This is a genomic window from Nonomuraea roseola (assembly GCF_039535395.1).
GTDB lineage: Bacteria > Actinomycetota > Actinomycetes > Streptosporangiales > Streptosporangiaceae > Nonomuraea > Nonomuraea roseola.
The window spans coordinates 671,470-692,021 of the sequence record NZ_BAAAXC010000014.1; the positions used below are offsets into that span (position 1 = coordinate 671,470).

Genomic DNA, 20,552 nt, shown 5'->3' on the forward strand with positions numbered 1-20,552 from the left:
TGAAGGGCGGAAGCATGCGAGCGCCCAGGAAGATCACCGCTTTCCGCCTGCCGCAGGGTGTGTGCCGACATGCTAATCGGCCGCGGCACGGCGGCGGGCGATACCCGTGAATAATCGGCGCATGACGAATGAACCCTGGATAGGGCTCGCGGACGCGGTCACCGGCATCCGGCGGGAACTGCAGGCCGCCATGCAGGCCGGAGCCGGTGAGGCACTGCGGTTCGAGGTCGAGGAGGTCGAGATCGACTTCGGTATGGAACTGTCGAAGGAGGCGGGCGGAACGGCGGGCGTCAAGGTCTGGGTGCTGGAGGCGGGCGCCTCGGCGAGCGCCACCAGGGCCACCACTCACCACCTGACCGTGCGGCTCAAGCCGAAGACCGCCGCCGGAGGCCCGGTGGACATCGCCGACTTCGACGAGTGAGGCAGGCCGTCAGGGGCGGGTCCGTCTGAGCCACCACCCGGCCGGGGCCTAAACGAGAGGTTACTATCGCTTGTAGACGCACGGCCGAAGCGACAGTCAGTCCGTCAGGAGATGACATGAGTGAGCCTGTGGCACTGCCCCTGCACATGCGGCGGAACGCGTTCGACCCGGATCCCGAGCTGGCGGCCCTGCGCGACGAGCAGGGCGTCCAGCGGCTGAGCACCCCCTTCGGCATCGACGCCTGGATGGTCACCCGCTTCACCGACGTCCGTGAGGTGCTCGGGGACGCCGAGCGGTTCAGCAACAGCATGCGGGCCGACTTCCGGCCTCCCGGCGCGTCACAGCTCACCGACGAGGAGATCAAGGCCATGCGCGCCGGCAACCTGCTGGCCTTCGATCCGCCCGAACACACCCGGCTGCGGCGGATGCTGACACCGGAGTTCACCATGCGCAGGATGCGCCGCCTGGAGCCGCGCATCCTCGACATCGTCACCGAGCACCTCGACGAGATGGAGCGCGCAGGCTCGCCGGCCGATCTGGTCCCGGCCTTCGCCCTGCCGATCCCGTCGCTGGTGATCTGCGAGCTGCTGGGCGTGCCGTACGAGGACAGAGCCGACTTCCAGCGGCGTACCAGCACGATGCTGGACATCTCCCTGCCCGTGGACGAGCGCCTGGCGGTACAGCTGGAAGCCCGTGCCTACATGGCAGGTCTGGTCGCGCGCTCCCAGGCCGAGCCTGGAGACGACCTGCTCGGCATGCTCGTGCGCGAGCACGGCGACGACCTGTCCACCGACGAGCTCATCGGCATCGCCGGGCTGCTCCTGCTGGCCGGCCACGAGACCACCTCCAACATGCTCGCGCTCGGCACCCTGGCCCTGCTACGCCATCCCGACCAGCTGGAGCTGCTCAGGAAGGAGCCCGAGCGCATCGACTCCGCGGTCGAGGAGCTGCTGCGCTGGCTCAGCATCGTCCACTCCGGCTCGGCCAAGGTGACCACGACCGAGGTCGAGCTGTCCGGCAGGCGCATCCCGGCCGGCGAGCTGGTCATGTGCGTCCTGCCTGCCGCCAACCGCGACCCGGCGCTCGTCCGCGACCCCGACCGGCTGGACATCAGCCGCGGCGACCTGGGCCATGTCGCCTTCGGTCACGGTGTGCACCACTGTCTGGGCGCGCCCCTGGCCCGCATGGAGATGCGCATCGCCTTCCCCGCCCTGCTGGAGCGCTTCCCCGGACTGCGCGAGGCCGGCGCTCCTGCCGCGTTCCGTTCCTTCCACGTCGTGTACGGCCTGAGCACCTTCGAGGTGGCCTGGTAGCCCTTGCCGCGCCGATCCTGGTACGCGCCGCCCGGGGATGCGCCGGGCGAAATGCCCGATGCTAACGTTCCGCCTGTGCAGAGGCAGGGACGGCGGGCTGACGCGCTGCGCAATTCCGACAGGATCGTCAGGGCCGCGATCGTGGTGCTTCGCGACAGCGGCCCCGCGGCGTCCCTGGACGAGATCGCCCGGCGCGCGGGGATCGGCATCGCCACCCTGTACCGCAGGTTCGGCGACCGCGACGGGGTGATCAGAGCCGCCTTCCAGACCTACTTCGCCGAGGAGATCGAGCCGCTGGCGCTGGCCGCCCGTGACGCCCCCGACCCGGGGCGCCGGCTGGTCGACGCGCTCACCGCCACGGTGGACACCCTGGCCGCCCACCACGCGCTGCTGGGCGCGGCCCAGGAGTCAGGCGGGTTCACCGTCGACATCGCCGAGCGGTTCATGGGCCCCCTGGCCGGCGTGCTGGCCGCGGCGCAACGTCGCGGCCAGGTGCGGGCGGACCTGCTCGTTCGCGACCTGGCGGCGATCGTGGTGATGGCGCTGGCCACCGTCCACCCCGGCGACCCCGCTCACGCCGACCCCCGCCGCTACCTGGCCCTCCTGCTTGACGGGCTGCGCCCGTCGGCCGGGACGCTGCCCGCCCCCTCGGACACGCGCCTCCGCGTGGACTCCCCCGATCCCGACCTCGGCGAGGCACGGTCCTCGAGCTAGGCCGAGATCGCCGCCGACGAGGCGGGGCCGCGCCGGCGACGGTCCCGGTCAGCCGTTCAGCTCCGCCATGGCTTCGACGATGTCAGCGTTGTCGGACTGCAGCCGCGGAGACCGGCCCGTCGCGGACGCCGTGCGGGCAGGCGACCTGGTGCTCGACGATCCAGGGGGCCTGGTCGAGCCGCTTCTCCGCCTCTTCCCCCTGCCGGAGCCCGCCGTCCCGCCGAACGACGCGGGGTGACCTTCCAGGCGCTACGAGGTAGGCGGCCAGTTCCTGAGGAGGGCGTCGAGGGCGTCCAGGGCGCTGGACCACGAGGCGTCCACCTCGCGCGCGTGGTGGCGGAAGCCGCCGGCAGTCTCCAGGCTCACGTATCCGAAGAAGGCGCTGTGCAGCAGCCGCACCGCGTCCGTCTGGGCGGGCTCCCGCAGCTCATAGCCACGCAGGATCGCCCGTGTCAGCTCGGAGTGCCGCCGCGCCGCGCTGGCGGCCGCCGTCTCCTGGTCGAGCTCCATGCGCATGGCCGCGTACCTGCCGGGATGCTCCTTCGCGTAGTCCCTGTAGGCGTTCGCGAAGGCCACCAGGGCGTCCTTGCCCGCCCGGCCTGCCAGCGCGGCGGCGGCCCTGTCGGCGAGCTCCGCCAGGGCGAACACCGCCACCCTGACCTTCAACTCGTGCGCGTTCCTGACGTGTGAGTACAGGCTCGCGTCCTTGACGCCGAAGCCGCGCGCGAGCGCCGAGACGGTCACGTTCTCGAAGCCGACCTCGTCGGCCAGGTCCGCTGCCGCCTCGGTCAGGCGTGCGGCGGTCACCCCCGCTCGTGTCATGCGTCGCCCTTCGCCGTTGCCTAGAGACTCTAGGATTCTACTTAATCAGTCGCGATATTGCTCTAGGAAGAGTAGTTTCGTGGCCATGAGAGAGGTTACCGAGCGCGACATCCGCGCGTCATTCGTCAACTGCACCAAGGGGGAGGCGAAGCGTCTCGCCGTCCCCAAGGACCTGGCCGCGCTGCCGTGGGACGACCTGGACTTCCTCGGGTGGCGGGATCCGGGCGCGCCGGAGCGGGCCTACCTGGTCACCGAGTCCGGCGACGGGTTCGTGGGCGTGGCGCTGCGGCTGGCCTCTCCCCATGCCGGGCATGTACGGCGCAGCATGTGCTCGTTGTGCCTGACCATGCACACGGGGGACGGCGTCTCGCTGATGACCGCGCGCAGAGCGGGGAAGAGCGGGCAGCAGGGCAACTCGGTCGGCGCCTACATCTGCACCGACCTGGCCTGCTCGCTCTACCTGCGAGGCAAGAAGGAGGTCGGGCTCGGCGGGCGGCTGCATGAGTCGCTCACGCTGGAGGAGCAGATCGAGAGGACGGCGGGCAACCTGGCCGGGTTCCTGGACAAGGTGGTCGCGTGACGACGTCGAACGAGCCCGCGATGCCCTGCTCGTAGCCGAGGCCGCTACACCGGCCGCGTCGCGGCCTCGGGCAGGACGTCGGGCCTGCGCCGGGCACCGCGCTCGAAGGCAGCGGCGCAAGCCCGCTCACCGAGGGCGAGCCTGACCGTCCGCGTGATGCGGTCCACGTCGCCGCGCTCACCGGGCGGCAGCGGCGCGGACACCGACCGCCTGGCCTGCGCGGCGGTGCCGAGGAGCTCGGCGGCGAGCCTGTGCCGTCCCGCGAGCGCGTGCGCGCCCGCGAGCCCTTCCAGGGCCAGCGCGAGAGCGCGGACGTCGCGCGTCTCCCGCGCGGCGGCATGACCCTCCAGATGTACGGCGAGCGCGGCGTCGGCCTGCCCGCGCAGCTCGTGCACGAACCCGAGCTCGGCCAGGGTCAGCGCGATGCCCGGCTGGTAGCCGATGGCCTGGTTGGCGGCGAGTACCCGGCGCGCGTGCGCCTCGGCGACATCCAGCCGCCCTTGCCGTCGAGCGCCGAGCGCCAGCCCGAACTCGGCGAACTGGACGGCCGGCATGCTGGACTGCTCGGTCGCGAGCCGAAGCGCCTGGGTGTGCAGCCGCTCGGCCGCCTCGTGATCGCCCGTGAGCAGGGCGATCCGGCCCCCGCCTGTTCGCAGGACGCGGATTCACCGTCGCGCTGGTGATCCTCCTGATCGGTCTGGTCACCATCGGCGGCACGTACCTGTTCGTCACGCAGTACGTGCAGACGGTGGCGAACCTGTCGCCCTTCGAGGCGGGCCTGTGGCTGCTGCCCGCCGCCCTCGTGATGATCGTCACCTCGATGCTGGCGCCGATCCTCGTGCGCCGCGTTCGCCCCGCGCACATCGTGGCGGTCGCGCTGGCCGTCTCGGCGCTCGGCTACGGGCTGCTGGCCGTGGCGGGAAACCTGCCCCTGGTGGTGGCGGGATTCGTCGTCGTGTACGCGGGCGTCGGCCCGATGATGGCGCTCGGGACCGACCTGGTCGTGGGAGCAGCGGCTCCCGACAGGGCCGGCGCGGCCGCCGCGCTGTCGGAGACCAGCATGGAGCTGGGCGTGGCGCTCGGCGTGGCCACCCTGGGGACCGTCGGGACGGCGATCTTCCGTGCCGCGGGTGTGGGCGCGACGCTGGAGGAGGCGGTGGCGGCGGCCCGGAGCCTGCAGGGGGTGGCGGGTCAGGAGCTGCTGGAGGCCGCCAGGGCCGCGTTCGGGGCCGGGTTCGGCGCGGTGGCCGCGATCAGCGCCGTCCTGGCCGCGGGGCTGGCCGTGCTGGCGGCGACGGCGCTCAGGCACCTGCCTCCCATCGAGGCGACGCCACCGGCCGAGCGGCAGGACGCCGTGACGGCGGGCCGTCCTGGCGCGTAGGCGGGGGCGGAGGCGCCGTCGACTCAGCCCTTCAGGAAGAGCCGCAGCTTGGCGGCCAGCTGGTCAGGGGCCTCCTCCGCCATGTGGTGCCCGCTCTCGATCGGGCCGCCGTCCACGTTCTCCGCCCAGCCCCGCCAGACGGCGAGCACATCGCCGTAGAGATCTTCCATGTCGTCCCCTGTCGCCCAGAGCGCGAGGAGGGGACAGGTGATCGTGCGGCCGGCGGCGCGGTCGGCGTCGTCAGCGGCCCGGTCGACGCCCAGCCCCGCCCGGTAGTCCTCGCACATGGCGTGGACGGTCTCCGGATCGTGGAGCGCTGCGCGCAGGTCGTCGTACGCCTCCTGCCCCATCACCTCGGGGGTGAGGCCGTACCAGGCGTCCGGGTCGGCGTTGATCACCCGCTCGGCGGGCTTGGCCGTCTGGCCGAGGAAGAACCAGTGCCACCAGGCGCTCGCGAAGCCCGCGTCGCAGCGCGCGAGCGCCTCGCCGATCGGCACCACGTCGAGCACGGCGACGTGGGTCACGGCCGCGGGATGGTCCAGTCCCAGGCGCTGAGCCACATAGGCGCCGCGGTCGTGGCCGACGACGGCGAAGCGCTCATGACCGAGGGCCCGCATCAACCGGACGCAGTCGCCTGCCATGGCCCGCTTGGAGTAGGGCTCGTGGTCGGGGGTGCTGGGCGGCTTGGACGACTGGCCGTAGCCGCGCAGGTCGGGGCAGACGACGGTGAAGTCGGCGGCGAGCAGCGGAGCGACACGGTGCCAGGTGGCGTGGGTGCGGGGATGTCCGTGCAGGAGCAGCACGGGCGTTCCTGAACCGCCGTGCCGTACGCGCAGCCTGGCTTCGCCCACGTCGACGTGCTCGTCGATGAAATCCTCGAACATCCTCTCCGCCGTTCCCCTGAACGGCCGCGCTACTCTCGAAGCTTCGGCGGCGGCGCTCAGCTGAAGTCGGCGAGGTGATCGCGCGCCCATTCGGCGTACGTGCGCGGCGGGCGGCCGGTGACCTGCTCCACGTCCGGCCAGATGCGCATCAGCGCGGACCAGTCCTGCTCGGCGTAGCCGCCGCCCTCGGGCGTGTCGCCGCCGTACTCGACGAAGCCGAGCATGAGGTCGGCCGACTCGGCGGCGAACCCGCCCTGCGCCTTCATCAGCTCCCTCGCCCGCTCGCGCGTGACCTCCTCGTAGCGGACCTCCTCGCCGAGCGCCTGGGCGATGGCCGCGACCTGCTCGCGCACGGTGACCAGGCCGGGCCCCGTCAGGGTGTACGCCCTGCCGTGGTGGCCGTCCTCCAGCAGCGCGGCCACCGCGACGGCGGCGATGTCGGCCTCGTGGATGAGGTTCATCGGCTCGTCGGCGAACGGGTAGCGCACCACCCGCTCGGCGCGGATGGACGGCGCCCAGATCTGCAGCATGTTCGTCATGAACCCGCACGGCCGCACGTGCGTCCACTCCATGCCCGACTCCTCGACCGCCTGCTCCACCGGGTTGGTGTGCAGGCCCGCGGTCACCGACGCCGCCGACAGCACCACGGCGCGCCGTACCCCTGCCCGCTCGGCCAGCGCGACGACAGCACGGGCGCTCTCGTCCACCGAGAACAGATAGACGCGTTCGATCCCCTCCAGCGCCGCCGCCACGGTGGCAGGCTCGGTGAGATCGCCCTGGACGACCTCCACCTCCGGCGGCAGCTTCGCCGCGGCAGGGCGCCGGGTCAGAGCGCGCACGCTCACGCCCGCCCGCACAAGCTGCTCCACCACGTGGCGGCCGACGATCCCCGTCGCCCCACTCACCAGGATCCTCATCCGCGTTCCTTCCGTCGTCTCACTCACGAAGGCCACGCTAGAGTCCCTTCCGGTCACTTTCTGACCGGAAGGAAAGAGATCCTGGAGTCATGGCGAACACGAGCGCGCGCACGCTGCGGCTGCTGTCCCTCCTGCAGACCCATCGGCTCTGGCCGGGACTCGAACTCGCCGAGCGGCTCGGCGTGAGCGAGCGCACCCTGCGCCGCGACATCGACCGCCTCCGCGAGCTCGGCTATCCCGTGCACGCCGGGCGAGGGCTCACCGGCGGCTACCAGCTCCGGTCAGGCGCGGTGATGCCTCCGCTGCTCCTGGACGACGACGAGGCCGTGGCCATCGCCGTCGGCCTGCGCACCGCCGCGGGCGGCACCGTCGGCGGCATCGAGGATACCTCGCTGCGCGCCCTGGCCAAGGTGGTCCAGGTGATGCCGCCGCGCCTGCGCCGCAGGGTCGACGCGTTGCGGGCCTACACCGTCACCTCTCCGCTGGACGGTCCCCGGGTGGACGCGACCGCGCTGACCGTGATCGCCCAGGCGTGCCGCGACGACGAGCGGCTCACGTTCACCTACACCGCCCCCGACGGCGAGCCTGCCACCCGCCTGGTCGAGCCGCACCGGCTGGTCTCGCTGAGGCGCCGCTGGTATCTGGTCGCCTGGGACCTCGACCGCGCCGACTGGCGCGTCTTCAGGCTCGACCGCCTCACGGCGCCGGCCGCCAGGGGAGCCCGGTTCCGCCAGCGCGAGCTGCCCGCCGCCGACGCCGCCGCCTTCGTCGAGGAGCGGCTCGGCTCCCGTCCGACCCTGTGGGACATCACCGTGCGCGTGCACGCTCCCGCCGCCGCCGTCGACCCGGTGGTGGCCGTCACCGGGGGAAGGGTCGAGCCCGTCGACGACCACTCCTGCCTGTTGAGACTGCAGGTGGACGCCTTCGACTGGCCGGTTCTCATCCTCGCCTCCGTGGGGGCGGAGTTCGACGTCGTCCGTCCCGCCGAGTTCCGCGCCTACCTGCGCGACCTCGGCGGGCTCTTCGTCCGGGCCGGTGAAGGCTAGTCGGCCCGCGTCGAGGGGCCCGCCCCGGCCCCCGCCTGCCACAACCCGTCGAACAGGCGCAGCAGGTAGTCGTACATCGCGCTGCCGTTCCTGAAGACCAGACACGGTGAATTACGCCCGTGCGTCTCCTGCAGGTACGGGGTGAAGTACGCCAGCCGGTCGGTGAGGATCACCCGGCAGTTGTGCGGCGCGTCGAACAGACGTAACTCCACCGAGGCGTTCTTGGCGGCCACCGCCGTGACGTAGTCGATGTTCGCCGAGACCTGCTTGGCCAGCAGCCCGCTCTCGATCCCCGGATCCAGGCGCCGCACCTCGTCCTCCCTCGCCCGCAGCCATCCTCCAGGGTCCGCGGGGTCGGGAAGCAGGACGCGGGTCGACTCCAGGCGCGGGTTGCCCGGCCGCCAGGCCTCCTGGAAGCTGTCGCGGGCCAGCTCGTTGCCGCGCCCCGTCAGCACCTTGATCCAGCGGGCCGCGCGCAGGTCGGCCGCCAGGTCGGCGTTGGCCGCCGACTGCTTGGGATAGGAGCGCAGCACGCCCACCCCTGACATCCGTGACAGCAGACGAAGGAGCAGCCGTCGCGGCCAGGACAGGCCGAACCAGCCGGCCGCGACCGTGAGCACGGTCGCGATCAATGAGCTGACGACCCCGATGACCAGTTCCTGCATGTCGCTCCCTCACCCGCCGCCGGTTCCCAGGACATATCGTGATCTGCTGCGCCGTACCAGGTCTAGGGTGGGAACTTATGATCGGCGTCATCACCGCCCTGCCCGTGGAGTCGGTCGCCCTCCTGCACGTGCTGGGTGAGGTGCGGAAGGTCCGGGCGCCTGCCGGTGACCCCAACCAGTACGTGCGGGCCGAGCTGGCGTGCGGCCCTGTGGTGACCACGGTGCTGACCACCACGGGCAACAGCGCGGCGGCCCACGCGTGCGCGCATCTGGTGCGCAGCTTCCCAGGGATCGAGACCGTGATCATGTGCGGGATCGCGCTGGGCGTGCCCAGGCCCGGCGACCCCGAGCGGGACGTCCGGCTCGGTGACGTCGTGGTGGGAAGCGCCGGCGTGGTCCATTACAGCCATGTCAGGGTGACCGACGAGGGCGTCAGGACCAGAGGCGCGACACTGGTGGCGGCGCCCCGGCTGCTGCGCGGGGTGAACGAGCTGCGTGCGGCGTCGTTGCGCGGCCAACACCCTTGGCGCGAGCGGGCGAGCACGCCGCCCTCGCCGCTGTACGAGCGTCCGCCGTCGGAGCGCGACTGGCAGGTCTTCCACGGCAGGATCGGCAGCGGCGACGAGCTGCTGCGCAGCGCGCGGCGCAGGGACGAGCTCGCGCGACGGGAGGACCTGCTCGCCATCGAGATGGAGGCGGCGGGCGTGGCCGTCGGCGCGGCGCTCGACGGCCGCGAGTGCCTGGCGGTGCGAGGCGTCAGCGACTATGGCGACGCCGCCAAATCCGACCTGTGGCACCCCGCCGCGTCGCTGGCGGCCGCCGCGTACGTGCGGGCTCTGCTGGACGTGCTGCCCCCTTCCTCCGCGCCTGAGAGGACGGAGCACCGCCCGCTTTCGCTCCTGGACCTCGTGACGGCGATGGAACGAGTCTCGTCGTTGCAGACCCCGCAGGACCGCGACGAGGTCCTGCGGCTGCTCGGCCCGCCCGTGGAGGGGTTGGTGAAGCGTGACACACGGACGCGCCACGCCCTGCTGAGCCTGGCGAGCGTCTGCGGCACCTACCCCACGGGACTGGCCGACCTGCTGGACGTCCTGGAGCGGCTGGAGGGCCCGGACTCCTCCCCCTTACGTGCTCTGGCGGAGGCGATCGAGCACTACCGCCCCTGACCGTCGTAGTCGAACTCGCCGTCGAGGGCGCCGGCGACGAAGGCGTCCCATTCGGCCTGGGTGAAGACCAGGATCGTGCTGTCCTTGTCGCCACCGTTGCGCATAAGGATATTTTCCCCAACGAAGGCGATTTCTACCGGATCCTCAATTGTCTGCCCGGCTTCGCTCCTCATCCATACAACAGACGAAAGGTCGAAATCTGCCGCTTTCGGCTTGCTTGGCAACATAGTCGCATCTTATGACAAAGATCCTGATTTATATGGAAATGCCATGCCGCCAACCGGCGCACTTTCTCTCTGTAGAGTAGCCAAGTAATCACGTTCCGGAGTTACGGAGGGAGCAACATGCACGACGCACCCGCATGGCGCAAGAGCAGCTACAGCACCGAACAGGAGTTCGGCACCTGTGTCGAGGTGGCGGAGCTCGGCGACCGGATGGGGGTCCGCGACTCCAAGAACCCCGGCGGTCCGCACCTCAGCTTCTCCCGTGAAGCCTGGGCCGCCTTCGTGGGCTCGATCGGCTCACGCCCCATCTGAGCGGAGGGGGCGCTGTGGCGGCGCCCCGTCCTTTACCGGCTCGAACTGCCCCCGTCTGATCCCCTCGATGAAGGCCCGCCACGAACCTAACGACACCAGAAGGTAGGGGCCGGGATCCTTGCTGTCCCTGATCGCGCAGCCGTTGCCGAGATGGGCGACGCTCACGCACCCACCGCCTGTCCCATCGCTCCACGTGCTTTTACGCCAGGGGAACTCAGCACTCTCACTCACGTCGCAATACTCCCGGGTTCTTTGTGGAACCTGTTGGCAACGGGACCACGCTGTCCGCTTTTGGCTCTTACAGCACCCGCTACACGGAGATTGGGTAGATATCGCAGTTTGCCCGCTTTCCTTGGCCACGAGACTTGATCGCGGGATGGTCTTCGCCCAGCACCCGCCGATAGCCGGCCAGCGTCTCGGACAACAGCGTGGCCGCCTCCGCCTCCCTGCCGACCGCCTGCAGGTCCATGCTGAGATTGAAAGCGCAGGCCAGCGCGGTCGGATGGTCGGCGCCCTGTCCCTCACGCAGCTGCTCGAGGGTGCGCTGGTCCAGCTCCAGCGCGTGCTCGTGCTCGCCCAGCTCGTACAGGTCGCTGGCGTAGTTGATCGCGCAGATGAGCGTGCGCGGATGCTCGTCGCCCAGCAGCCTGGTGAGGTCCTCCAGGGCCTGGCGATCCAGATCCCTCGCCTCCTCCACCCGGCCCATGAGCCGCAGGCCGACCGCGACGTTGACCGCCGCGGTGGGCGAGTTGGCGTGGTCGGGCCCGAAGATCTCCTCGTAGAGCTGCTTGGCCCGCAGGCCGAGCTCGACCGACTGGGTCAGGTCGCCGATGTGGCGCAGGTTGATCGCGTGGTTGAGGGTGATGGCCACCGTGGTCTGGGCCTTCTCGCCGTAGCGGGCCCTGAACAGCGACATCGCCTCCTCCGAGAGCTTGAGCGCCTCGTCCTGTCTGCCCGCCTTGCGGCTCATCACCGACAGCAGTCCGATGGCGTCCATGGTGCCGGGGTGGGAGTTCTGGAAGCGGCGGCGCATCTCGTTGGTGTGGATCTCCTGGAGATTGCGCGCCTCCAGGTAGTGGCCGCACTCCATGATGTCGACCGTCAGGGCGACGCGCGAGCTGATGGTGCTGAGGTTGTCGGGCCCGAGCACCTCCTGCTTCCTGCGATAGGTGTCCTCGTCCAGTTCCCTCGCCCTGACGGGGTCACCGGTCAGCCGGTAGTCGATGGCCAGCAGGTGAGCCTGCTCGAGGGTGAGCGGGTCGTCGGGGCCGAAACGGCGGCGCAGCGTCTCGTACGCCTGGCGGTCGATCTCCAGCGCCTCGTCGAAGCGGCCCAGGTAGCGCAGGTCCGCGCCCAGATAGCCCTGCGCCTCCAGCGTGCGCTCATGGTCGGGGCCGAGCCTGTCGCGCAGCGCGTCACGCGCGTGCAGGTGATGGCGGTAGGCCGCCTGGAAGTCGGCGAACAGGCGCAACGCGCGCCCCAGACGCAGTTCGGCGGCGAGCGTGGCGTCGTGCTCGGGCCCCAGGTTCTCGCTCCAGGTGTCGACGGCGCGCTGCGCCATCGAGACGAAGCCGTTGTGGTCGCCCCACAGATAGAGGAAGTCGATGAGGTTGAGGAAGAGCTCCCTGGCCCACGGGTCGGTGCACTCCTCCAGCTTGGAGGCGAAGACGTGCGGGAAGAGCGCGTGGTACTCCGGCCAGCGCGCCCGGTTGCCCGGCGCCTTGGGGTCGGCGTTGGCCAGCATCAGATGGCCGCAGTGGCGGAACAGCATCCGGTCGTCGTCCGACAGCTGGCTGGTCACCACGCGCTGCACCAGCCGGTGCAGCGAGATGGTGTTGTCGCGGTAGTTCAGCTTGGCGAGCGCGTACTGGTTGATCGCACGGGTGGTACGGCTGAGCGCGATCGGGTCGCGCAGCGCCTGCACCAGCTCGGGCGGTCCCTCCATGTCGCGGCTGCTGGTCAGCAGCGACCTCGGGATGGGTTCGGGCGCGAGGAAGGCGCACACCTGCAGGAGCTGCAGGGCCGCGGGGTGGCTCTCTCTCAGCCGGTCGAAGGAGACGTTCCACGCCGCCGCCACCGGCACCTCGGCGCCCTCGACCTGCAGCAGTTCGGTGCTGTGCTCGTCGAAGAGCTGGAGGTACTCCGAGGTCGGCATGCCCGTCTCCGACAGCCAGACCGCGGCCTGCTCGATCGCCAGCGGCAGGTCGCCCAGACGGCTGGAGATCTCGTCGGCGTCCTGGTCGCTCAGCTCGGGCCCGCGCAGGCGCAGCAGCTCGCGGCTCTCCTCGCGGGTGAAGACGTCGACCTCGAGCGGAGCGGCGTAGGAGAACCAGTCGCGCGAACGGGAGGTCACCATGATCTTCCCTGGACCGTTGGTCGGGAAGAACTTCCTGATCTCGTCCACGTTCTCCGCGTTGTCGAAGACCAGCAGCCAGTCGGCGTAGGGGCGGCCCAGCCGCAGGGCCTCCTTCACCGCGGGAACGGCCACGTTCGGCTCGGTGACGTTCAGGTCGAGGTGAACGGCCAGGTCCACGAAAGCCTGCCGCACCATGGTCAGTCGTTCGGAGGGTATCCACCAGATGAGGTCGTACTTGTCCTGATGGCGATAGCAGTACTCAATGGCGATCTGCGACTTGCCCACGCCGCCCAGGCCGTGCAGCGCCTCAGGAAGCACCGCCGTGGTCCCCGCCGACAACCGCTCGTGCAGCAGCGCCAGCATCTCCTCGCGGCCGGTGAAGCTCACGTTCTTCTGCGGGACGTTCCACACCGGCGTCGGCTCGTGGGACTCACGCTTGGCTGCCAGAGGTACGGCGCTCATGTTGATGGTTACTCCAAACGGGTCAGGCGGCGATGGATCTTTTACGACATGCGGGTAGACGGTGTCCTCCGGGCGAGGAAGATCACGGCTGGAGGCGTGCCCCGCCAGGGCCGGCTCACTCGTGCCCTCATGGCCACGAAAGGCATCCCTGATCCGCCGCGCCGGCACGGTGTAGCGCCCCGCCATCGCCTCCAGGGCCGAGACGGTGGGCTCGACGAGTTGCGACAGCTCGCGCGGCAGGTCGGGCACGGACGCGCTGCCTGGCGAGACGATCACGTCGCGCAGCCCGCGTAATTCGTCCACCTCCTGGCCCAGGTGGTCGACGACCGCGACCAGCACCTCGGCCGTCTCCGAACGCCTGCCTGCCTGCAGCAGCTCCGCCCGCACCCCGGGCACGAAGTCGTACGGCACGCTGAGCGGCGTCTCCCCTGAGTCCGCCCGCCGGATCAGATCGCTGCCCAGGACCTCGGCCAGGTGCGCGTCGCTGGCGTGGGGCACCAGCTTGCGCTGCACCAGCCGCATCACCGACATGGTCAGCGGCGCGGCGGCCAGGTGCACGGCCAGCTCGAAGGCGACAGGCGAGACACCCATGCGGAACCGCCAGACCCGCTCCTCGGCCGAGGCGTCCTCCTCCGGCTCCCGCGACTCGTGGTCGGTCTCGGCGGAGGAGCAGGCCAGGACCCCGCAGGACCAGCGGGCACGGCTGCCCATGACGAACTCGGCCCAGCCCTTCACCTGACCGGCCGCCGGCCCGATGACCGGCACCGGCACCATTCCCGCCGGCACGGCCGAGCCGTACTCGACGGCGGCGGCAGCGGGCTTGGTGTTACGCAGCTCGGCCCGCTCCGGCGCGATGCCCGTGCGCCGCCACAGCCGCGCGGGCAGCAGATGAACCACGACCACCGCGTTGTTCTCGCCCCAGCGGGCCAGCATCCTGTGGGCGGCCCCGGTGTGCCAGGCGTCGCCGATGCCGTCGGTGAGGACGACGATGAGCCTGCGCCCGGTACGGCCCGGCAGCGCCAGCGCCGAGGCGGGAGTCGCGGGAGCATCGGCTCGCCCTGTGCGCAGCCTCAGCTCGGACTCCCTTTCGACGTCGGCGTCGAGGAGATGCGTCCGGATCACCCGAAAGGCCGCGACGTCGGTGAAGGCCGCCGCGAACCCGTTGGCGGCGGCCCTGTGCAGGATCGCGAAGCGGCCGTCGTCGATCACCACGTCGAGTTCGAGCAGGCGCTCCCTCGCGGGCGCGAACACCGGCAGCCAGAGGTCGTCACCCGCCGCCTGTTCGGCCGTGGCCTCCTCGTCGACCTCGGCCGCGCCGTACGGCGACTCGACCAGCCGCCGGAAGGCGCGCATCGCCTGACTGACCGCGCGACGTCGCCTGGGTTCGGAGACGGTGAGGTCGGCTCGCTCGCCGACCACCTCCTGGACTGCAGGCTCCAGCGTCACCGCGAACGGCGCACCGGAGCCCGCGGCGTCGCCACCGCTCACGTCGGTGTCGGCGCCCTGGGCCTGCGGCACCCGGTCGGCGGGCGGCGCCTCGGCGGTTCCCGGCGGGTCCCGCCTGGCCCGGCTGGGGGCTGACGGCAGCTCCCCCGCCCGGCCCGCGACGGCATGGGCGGCGAGCCAGAGAAGGTCGGCGGCCTCCTGCCAGTGCGGCGCGCCCTCGCGGCCGAGTGGCGATTGACCTGCCGACCTGCTCACCCCACGCCTGCCTCGTCGAGCCGTCGTAGCACCACGTCGAGCACCTGTTTGTAGAACTGCTCGCTCCAGCCGTCCTGGCCGGTGATGACCAGGTGCAGCGCGTTGAGGAGCTGGTCGGCGGCCACGGAGTTGCGCGTGCGGTAGTCGAGGAACTCCTGGATGATCCGGTCCTTGTACGGCTCGGCGTCCTGGCCGAAGTGCGCCACGACCAGCTCGGCCAGCCGTTCGGCGCTGGGCTCCGGCATCTCGAGCCTGATGCACCTGCGCAGGAAGGCGGGAGGGAACTCGCGCTCCCCGTTGCTGGTGATGACGATGAAGGGGAAGGCCCTGCAGGTCACGGTGCCCTCGCTGATCGCGGCGGTCCGGCCCGCGTCGGCGGTGTGGACGACCTCGGGCTGCCCCGAGCGGGCGCGGAACAGCTCCCTGATCTGGAAGCCGCCCTCCTCCACGACGTCGAGCAGGTCGTTGGCGAGGTCGGCGTCGCCCTTGTCGAACTCGTCGATCAGCAGCACCCGCGGCAGCTCGTAGGGCAGCAGCGCCGTTCCCAGCGGCCCGAGCTGAACGTACTTGCCGATGCTCGGCTCGCTGCCTGCCACCCGCGCGTCCTGGACACGGGCGACCGCGTCGTAGTCGTACAGCCCGGAGCGCAGGGTGCTGCGGCTGTTGACGGGCCAGCGCAGGACGGGGCCGAGGTGCAGCTCACGGCTCACCTGGTAGGCCAGGGTGGACTTGCCCACGCCGGGCGGCCCCGTGACCAGCAGCGGACGGCGCAGGCAGAGCGCGGCGTTGACCGCGATGACCTCCCGCGGGTCGGGCCTGCGCACGGGAAGCGTGTCGACCCTGCCGAGCCTGCGGTCGAGCTCCTCGAGATCTTCCGCCGGGGGGTCGATCACCTGACCGCCGGTGAAGGTACGCCAGGGGGGCGGCGCCGGCAGGGCGTGGCGCAGGGAGATGTCCTGTAGCGGCCGTCCCGTGCCTCGGTAGAGGAGCCACCCCTGGGGGATGGCTGCGAACTCACCGTCCCCATGTGGTGTTTCCACGCTCATCTGTGGATGTTTCCTCACTCGGATACACGGTGCGGCGCATGAAATTGGGCTCTTCTGAAGGATCCCCTTGTTTAACCTACCGCGCAACCCTGAGATGTGGGACAGGCGGAATTGGCCTGTCAGGATCGTCCCAAAGGAGGGCGACGCTCTCACAAGCCGCTGAACTGCGCAATTGAAGGATGCTCTCCGGGAGTTTCTTGAGTTTGACCGGTTGGACGACGTCGTGAACAATCTCCCGAAATTCGACATTCGATGCTACATCGCGACACCAGAGGACAATCGGCAGTCCCGCGTCGATAGCGGCCTCCAGTTGGGCACGTCCCAGCGGATGGTCGGGCGGCGCCGAAAGCACGCAGGCCACCAGATGACAACCCCGTATCAGGTCGTCGTGCATGGCGCCGAGTTCGGCCCCGTCCAGCGGGATCACGTGGGTGCCGCCCTCTCCCCGCATGAACCTGTCCCACCTGTCGCGCCAGTGCCGGTGGCGGTGGCGCGGGCGCAGGCGCGAATCGCTGCGCAGCACCACCTCGTAGTCCTGGCCGAGCGCGCGCGGCGGCAGGTTCTCGCTGATCTGGCGGGGCCAGCGCTCCACGGCCAGATTGACCAGGTCGGGCGCGAGCATGAACTCCAGCAGCAGGGGGCCGCCGGACGTCCACTCCTCCTCCGCCTTCAGGACCAGCTCCACCACGTAGTCCCCGAGCCGCGCGGACGGCAACTCGACGTCCTCGCCGCGCACCGGGCTCCAGCGCGACTGGTCGGCCTGCGTCCAGTGCGTGACGCGATGCGGGTCGGTGCCGTCGTCGGGCACGGGTGACCGGTCGATCTCGACGATGAGGCAGACCGGCAGGTCGGTACGGGTCTGGAAGGGCGGCGGCTGGCGCAGCAGGAGTTCCAGTTCGGTCGCGGCCGCATCGTCGAGCTCCCGCAGCAGGTCTCGCTGGCGGTACAGCCATCTGCCGAGCTCGTCCTTCAGCTCGGGGTCGTTCGCCGGTTCCTGGTGGACCAGCCGTCCTCGCAGCAGCGCCACGAAGCGCAGGTGCGGTGCCAGCCAGCCTGGCCTGCCGTTGACGTCGAGCAGGAACTCGAACATCTCCCACGCGCTGGTCAGCCCCACCGGGCAGAGGGCCCCCTTGCCCTCGGTGACCACCTGGTAGAGGGCGCGAAGGTCGCCGGCCTCGCAGCGCCTGAGCAACTCCTCGATCCGCCGCTCGTCCTCCGGCTCGAGGAGGCTGTCGGCCAGCCCTGCCAGCCTCCTGATCTGCTCCACCTGAGGGAGCCCCGCGGCGAAGAACTCGACCGCCCGCACCAGGGCGCCGCGCGCCTGCTCGCTCGCCAGGCAGTGCAGGGCGATGTTGAGGAAATACACCTTCCGCTTGGCGGAGTAGGGGACGTCGAGCCCGGCTGAGCCCATCTCGGCGATTACCGCGTCGACGAGATCGGCAGGTTCCAGCTGAGGTATCGAGGCAAGCACTCTGGCGACCGCCATGTGATCGCCGAGATTCGCCACGCTTCTCCCCCGCTGCGCACCTTCACCGATTAAATTGCCGTGATTCTACTAAATCGCACATGCATTTCCACTAGTGGTCAAGACAATCTCCACCCACGGCCGCCTGAGCGGCGCCGCAGGCCGGTGACCAGCATCCTTCAAACTGGGACAACTCGCCCATAACCAACAGCATGGTTCAGTGCCGCTCCATCCGGCTCTGGCCTGGTCGCATTACCTGTCGTATTTTTACGGCAAGAGAAGCCATCCAGGGAGTACGTCTATGGACAGCGCGGACGGCCGGGTCCTTCTCATCATTGTGATCGCGATGGTCCTCTTCGTCGTCGGACGCCGTTTCCAGCGAGCGCTCGACACCTGGCGAGGATGGGGAAAGGCGGTCAAGGACGCCGCGTCCGCGGCGGGAAGGGTGCCGGACGCGAAATCGGCGGCATGGGCGGCGCTCTGGAGCATGGTCCTGGTCGGCGGGGTGACAGTCGTCCTGATCGCCCTGGCGGTGAACGGGATCAGGTCGTAGGACCCTTCACGCCTCCTGCCACGCGCGGAAGAGCCTGATGCTCTCGGCGAGCTGCGAGTGCAGGGGGGACGGCAACGCCTCCGGAGAGAACCAGCCCAGTTCGTCGAACTTGTGCGGTTCGCCGATGGCGGCCTCGGCGGGGTCGACCCTGACCGCGAAGATCACCGCGACCCAGTGAGAGGCGGGCTCCTCCCTCAGGACGTTGCGCACGCCGATGGTCTCGATCTCCAGCGGACGGGTCACGTACTCCTCGGCCACCTCCCTGGCGACGGCCGCCTCGAACGACTCCCCGTACTCCAGGGCTCCCGCGCCGCAGTCCCAGGTGCCGGGCTCGTCCCGCGCGCCGGCGCCGCGTCGGGCCAGGAGCACCCTGCCACGGCCGTCGTGGCAGAGGAAGACGCAGGAGACGCTGGGCGTCCTGCGCACCTGGTCGGTGCCGGGCCGCTGGTCGCTCATGGGGAGGATCCTTCCGCTTCTCAGAGGTGGCGCCGCGGCTCGGAGAGCCTCGCCGAAGCTGGCGCCGTCATCTGTCGGTCCCTGCTCCGCGCGGATACCCGGCCAGGGCGTCCTTGTCTCTCAACGCCTGGAGCTCGCCGCGCGACAGGGCCGTGGTGAACAGGCCGGGCTCGGTGCCCGCCTGGGTCAGCCTCCTGCCGTCCGGGTGCCAGGCTCCGCTGCCGCCGCACGAGCGCCACCCCGGCCCCGTGCCCGCATGATTGGCCATGACGGAGAACATGCGGTGGTCCATGGCTCTGGCCGCCATGTGGATGTCCATGCGCCGCGCCTCCTCCTGGGTGTAGAGGGCGGACGCGGCGTACACCTCGGCACCGTCGCGGGCCGCGTCCTCGGCGTGCCTGGGCATGCCGGCGTCGAGGCAGAGAGCCAGGGCGACGCGCCAGCCGTCGACGTCGAGGAGCTCGCCCTTGCCCGCGGGCCGGAACAGGTCTCGCTCCAGGCCGTGCAGGTTCCGCTTGCCGTGGACGAGCATCTCCGCGTCAGGGCGCATCACCAGGGAGGCGATCCAGGGCGTGCCGTCCGGCCAGCGGTAGGCCGCGCCCACCACCGCGGTCACCCCGGCTTCCTGGACGGCCTTGCGCACGACGTCGAGCCGCGGATCGTTCTCTGTCACCCAGCAGGACGGGTCGGCGAAGAGGGCGAGGTCGTAGCCCACCAGCGAGAGCTGGGGGAACATCAGCAGCCTCGCCCCCGCATCGGCGGCGCCGCGTACCACCGCGGCCGCCGACAGGGCGTTCGTCTCCACATCCCCCGGCGTCGCGGAAAGCTGGGCGACCGAGACGACCAACGACTCTGAGGGCATGCCTGGCATCGTATCGACCGTGATCTCGTCACCATCCTCCGGCTCCCCCAGTGCATGGCGGTGCTCGCTCCCGCCGCGCCGTGGGCCAGCGCACGTGGAGGCCGAGCGGGGCCGGCGGCGGCAGGGCGTCGGCCCGGCCGGCGTGATCGGCGCGCAAGGGCTGCGGAAACCACGTCGTCCGGATCGCGTGAGCCCGGTCCAAGCACATGTTTCTCATCGACACGGCCGCTGCCGTACGTCACCTGAAGCCGTCACCGGAGGTGTCGAACACCGGACCGCTCCCAGGACGGCACAGGCACGCGCCTTCAGCGTCCACGTCCCGACCGCTCGGCCTCCGATGAAAGTCGTTTGTCGATCTCTGGGAGAGTCCTCAACAATCATGGGCATGGCAGCAGCGCTGACGGCAGATCCTTCCACGGCGGGCTGGACGCCGCCCTCCCGCTGCTGGCCGCGCATCGGCTCGATGTCACCTTCGGCCGCTGGCATGGCACGACCGGTCACGTACCGGGAGGTTCGGAACACCAGCTGATCCGGTACGAGCGGATCTCCGTCCTCCTGCCGGAACGCCATCCACTCGCCGCGTGCGCCGAGGTACCGCTGGCCGCCCTCCGGGAGACCGACGCCTGCTGGCACTGCGGCGACCATGCCTCCGCCGAGTGGGAACGCACCATGCTCCAACTGTTCGCCGACACCAACATGCCGCCCGCCCCGGCCCAACGTGCGGGGCATCGACGAACTGGCCTATCACGTCCAGCAATGGGACCTGCCGGTGCTGACCATCAGCAGCCAACCGGACGTCCCAGGCGCGGTCATCCGCCCGCTCGTGCAACCCGTCGCGCTCTACCCATGGAGCATGATCTGGCGCCAGGGCCTGCACCATCCCGGCCTGACGGCGCTTCGGGACGCCGCCCGCGACCTCGCCGATGCCGAAGGATGGCTGCACCTGACTGATGACGCCTGGCTGCCCGAACCCGAGGCGAGCCGTCCTCCCGTCCACAGCGAGCACCCCGAATCCAGGTAAGGTGTCCCCCGCTCACCCTCGGCGACGCGGCCCGCGGCCGTCACGCGCCGTTGCGCGGGCAGCTTCACCACGAGCCCGCCGTCGACGAGCACGGCGAAGATCCTGCCGCCTGTCCTGAGCGAGGCGATCACGGTCACGGAGGTGGGCGGCCGGCTCGGCTCAGGCGTCCTCCTCAGCGGCCCCGA

At 70.6% G+C, this 20,552-nt stretch carries 23 protein-coding genes; 11 read left to right on the plus strand and 12 right to left on the minus strand.

What is annotated here, in order from left to right:
• Window positions 1-121: 121 nt before the first annotated feature.
• From ABFX55_RS21515 to ABFX55_RS21530, 4 genes are all read left to right on the plus strand, one after another.
• Window positions 122-421, plus strand: a complete 300-nt coding sequence (locus tag ABFX55_RS21515) for a trypco2 family protein (RefSeq protein ID WP_346123629.1) — start codon at window positions 122-124, stop codon at window positions 419-421.
• Window positions 422-537: 116 nt separating this feature from the next.
• Window positions 538-1,734, plus strand: coding sequence for a cytochrome P450 (locus tag ABFX55_RS21520; protein ID WP_346123631.1), 1,197 nt, complete (start codon window positions 538-540; stop codon window positions 1,732-1,734).
• 75 nt (window positions 1,735-1,809) lie between these two features.
• The gene (locus tag ABFX55_RS21525) at window positions 1,810-2,448 is read left to right on the plus strand and encodes a TetR/AcrR family transcriptional regulator (RefSeq protein WP_346123632.1); all 639 of its coding nucleotides are present in this window, start codon (window positions 1,810-1,812) and stop codon (window positions 2,446-2,448) included.
• Window positions 2,449-2,536: 88 nt separating this feature from the next.
• On the plus strand, window positions 2,537-2,686 hold the full coding sequence (locus tag ABFX55_RS21530; RefSeq protein ID WP_346123634.1) for a hypothetical protein: 150 nt from the start codon (window positions 2,537-2,539) through the stop codon (window positions 2,684-2,686).
• A gap of 11 nt (window positions 2,687-2,697) precedes the next feature.
• Here the strand turns inward: ABFX55_RS21530 and ABFX55_RS21535 are convergent, their stop codons facing one another.
• Window positions 2,698-3,270: a TetR/AcrR family transcriptional regulator gene (locus tag ABFX55_RS21535; protein WP_346123636.1), complete on the minus strand. Its 573-nt coding sequence runs from the start codon at window positions 3,268-3,270 to the stop codon at window positions 2,698-2,700.
• Between the two features lie 85 nt (window positions 3,271-3,355).
• Here ABFX55_RS21535 and ABFX55_RS21540 point away from each other — a divergent pair, with 85 nt between their 5' ends.
• Complete coding sequence (locus tag ABFX55_RS21540; RefSeq protein ID WP_346123638.1) at window positions 3,356-3,850, plus strand: FBP domain-containing protein; 495 nt, start codon at window positions 3,356-3,358, stop codon at window positions 3,848-3,850.
• Window positions 3,851-3,894: 44 nt separating this feature from the next.
• On the opposite strand, the gene ABFX55_RS21545 is transcribed toward ABFX55_RS21540, so the two are convergent.
• Entirely contained in the window at window positions 3,895-4,404 is a 510-nt protein-coding gene (locus tag ABFX55_RS21545) for a hypothetical protein (protein WP_346123640.1), read from the minus strand.
• A 125-nt stretch (window positions 4,405-4,529) separates the two neighbouring features.
• Here ABFX55_RS21545 and ABFX55_RS21550 point away from each other — a divergent pair, with 125 nt between their 5' ends.
• Complete coding sequence (locus ABFX55_RS21550) at window positions 4,530-5,231, plus strand: MFS transporter (RefSeq protein ID WP_346123642.1); 702 nt, start codon at window positions 4,530-4,532, stop codon at window positions 5,229-5,231.
• Between the two features lie 23 nt (window positions 5,232-5,254).
• On the opposite strand, the gene ABFX55_RS21555 is transcribed toward ABFX55_RS21550, so the two are convergent.
• Window positions 5,255-6,115, minus strand: coding sequence for an alpha/beta fold hydrolase (locus ABFX55_RS21555; protein ID WP_346123644.1), 861 nt, complete (start codon window positions 6,113-6,115; stop codon window positions 5,255-5,257).
• Between the two features lie 56 nt (window positions 6,116-6,171).
• A complete protein-coding gene (locus tag ABFX55_RS21560; protein WP_346123646.1) occupies window positions 6,172-7,032 on the minus strand; it encodes an SDR family oxidoreductase in 861 nt (286 codons plus the stop codon).
• A gap of 89 nt (window positions 7,033-7,121) precedes the next feature.
• Here ABFX55_RS21560 and ABFX55_RS21565 point away from each other — a divergent pair, with 89 nt between their 5' ends.
• Window positions 7,122-8,078: a helix-turn-helix transcriptional regulator gene (locus ABFX55_RS21565; RefSeq protein WP_346123648.1), complete on the plus strand. Its 957-nt coding sequence runs from the start codon at window positions 7,122-7,124 to the stop codon at window positions 8,076-8,078.
• Here the strand turns inward: ABFX55_RS21565 and ABFX55_RS21570 are convergent.
• Window positions 8,075-8,743: a DUF5919 domain-containing protein gene (locus ABFX55_RS21570; protein ID WP_346123650.1), complete on the minus strand. Its 669-nt coding sequence runs from the start codon at window positions 8,741-8,743 to the stop codon at window positions 8,075-8,077. The genes ABFX55_RS21565 and ABFX55_RS21570 overlap by 4 nt on opposite strands.
• 77 nt (window positions 8,744-8,820) lie before the next feature.
• Between ABFX55_RS21570 and ABFX55_RS21575 the strand changes: the two genes are divergently transcribed.
• Window positions 8,821-9,909 (plus strand): phosphorylase family protein, encoded by a 1,089-nt coding sequence (locus tag ABFX55_RS21575; RefSeq protein ID WP_346123651.1) that lies wholly within the window; start codon window positions 8,821-8,823, stop codon window positions 9,907-9,909.
• Here ABFX55_RS21575 and ABFX55_RS21580 read toward each other — a convergent pair.
• The gene (locus ABFX55_RS21580; RefSeq protein ID WP_346123653.1) at window positions 9,897-10,136 is read right to left on the minus strand and encodes a DUF397 domain-containing protein; all 240 of its coding nucleotides are present in this window, start codon (window positions 10,134-10,136) and stop codon (window positions 9,897-9,899) included. The two genes, ABFX55_RS21575 and ABFX55_RS21580, sit on opposite strands and share 13 nt — an antisense overlap.
• A 117-nt stretch (window positions 10,137-10,253) precedes the next feature.
• On the opposite strand from ABFX55_RS21580, the gene ABFX55_RS21585 reads away from it, so the two are divergent.
• Complete coding sequence (locus ABFX55_RS21585) at window positions 10,254-10,445, plus strand: DUF397 domain-containing protein (protein WP_183645527.1); 192 nt, start codon at window positions 10,254-10,256, stop codon at window positions 10,443-10,445.
• Here ABFX55_RS21585 and ABFX55_RS21590 read toward each other — a convergent pair.
• The 4 genes from ABFX55_RS21590 to ABFX55_RS21605 form a co-directional block, all read right to left on the minus strand.
• The gene (locus ABFX55_RS21590; protein ID WP_312895432.1) at window positions 10,431-10,805 is read right to left on the minus strand and encodes a DUF397 domain-containing protein; all 375 of its coding nucleotides are present in this window, start codon (window positions 10,803-10,805) and stop codon (window positions 10,431-10,433) included. The genes ABFX55_RS21585 and ABFX55_RS21590 overlap by 15 nt on opposite strands.
• The gene (fxsT, locus tag ABFX55_RS21595) at window positions 10,756-14,964 is read right to left on the minus strand and encodes an FxSxx-COOH system tetratricopeptide repeat protein (RefSeq protein WP_346123656.1); all 4,209 of its coding nucleotides are present in this window, start codon (window positions 14,962-14,964) and stop codon (window positions 10,756-10,758) included. Before fxsT ends, ABFX55_RS21590 begins: the two co-directional genes overlap by 50 nt.
• A complete protein-coding gene (locus tag ABFX55_RS21600; RefSeq protein WP_346123658.1) occupies window positions 14,961-16,010 on the minus strand; it encodes an AAA family ATPase in 1,050 nt (349 codons plus the stop codon). The genes fxsT and ABFX55_RS21600 overlap by 4 nt, the downstream gene beginning before the upstream one ends.
• A 76-nt stretch (window positions 16,011-16,086) precedes the next feature.
• Complete coding sequence (locus tag ABFX55_RS21605; protein ID WP_346123660.1) at window positions 16,087-17,517, minus strand: VMAP-C domain-containing protein; 1,431 nt, start codon at window positions 17,515-17,517, stop codon at window positions 16,087-16,089.
• A 259-nt stretch (window positions 17,518-17,776) separates the two neighbouring features.
• On the opposite strand from ABFX55_RS21605, the gene ABFX55_RS21610 reads away from it, so the two are divergent.
• On the plus strand, window positions 17,777-18,028 hold the full coding sequence (locus ABFX55_RS21610) for a hypothetical protein (RefSeq protein WP_346123662.1): 252 nt from the start codon (window positions 17,777-17,779) through the stop codon (window positions 18,026-18,028).
• A gap of 6 nt (window positions 18,029-18,034) precedes the next feature.
• Here the strand turns inward: ABFX55_RS21610 and ABFX55_RS21615 are convergent, their stop codons facing one another.
• Both ABFX55_RS21615 and ABFX55_RS21620 read right to left on the minus strand, forming a co-directional pair.
• Window positions 18,035-18,484, minus strand: coding sequence for an NUDIX domain-containing protein (locus tag ABFX55_RS21615; RefSeq protein ID WP_346123663.1), 450 nt, complete (start codon window positions 18,482-18,484; stop codon window positions 18,035-18,037).
• Window positions 18,485-18,551: 67 nt separating this feature from the next.
• On the minus strand, window positions 18,552-19,346 hold the full coding sequence (locus ABFX55_RS21620; RefSeq protein WP_346123665.1) for a carbon-nitrogen hydrolase family protein: 795 nt from the start codon (window positions 19,344-19,346) through the stop codon (window positions 18,552-18,554).
• A 718-nt stretch (window positions 19,347-20,064) separates the two neighbouring features.
• Between ABFX55_RS21620 and ABFX55_RS21625 the strand changes: the two genes are divergently transcribed.
• Entirely contained in the window at window positions 20,065-20,367 is a 303-nt protein-coding gene (locus ABFX55_RS21625) for a hypothetical protein (protein WP_346123667.1), read from the plus strand.
• Window positions 20,368-20,552 lie beyond the last annotated feature (185 nt).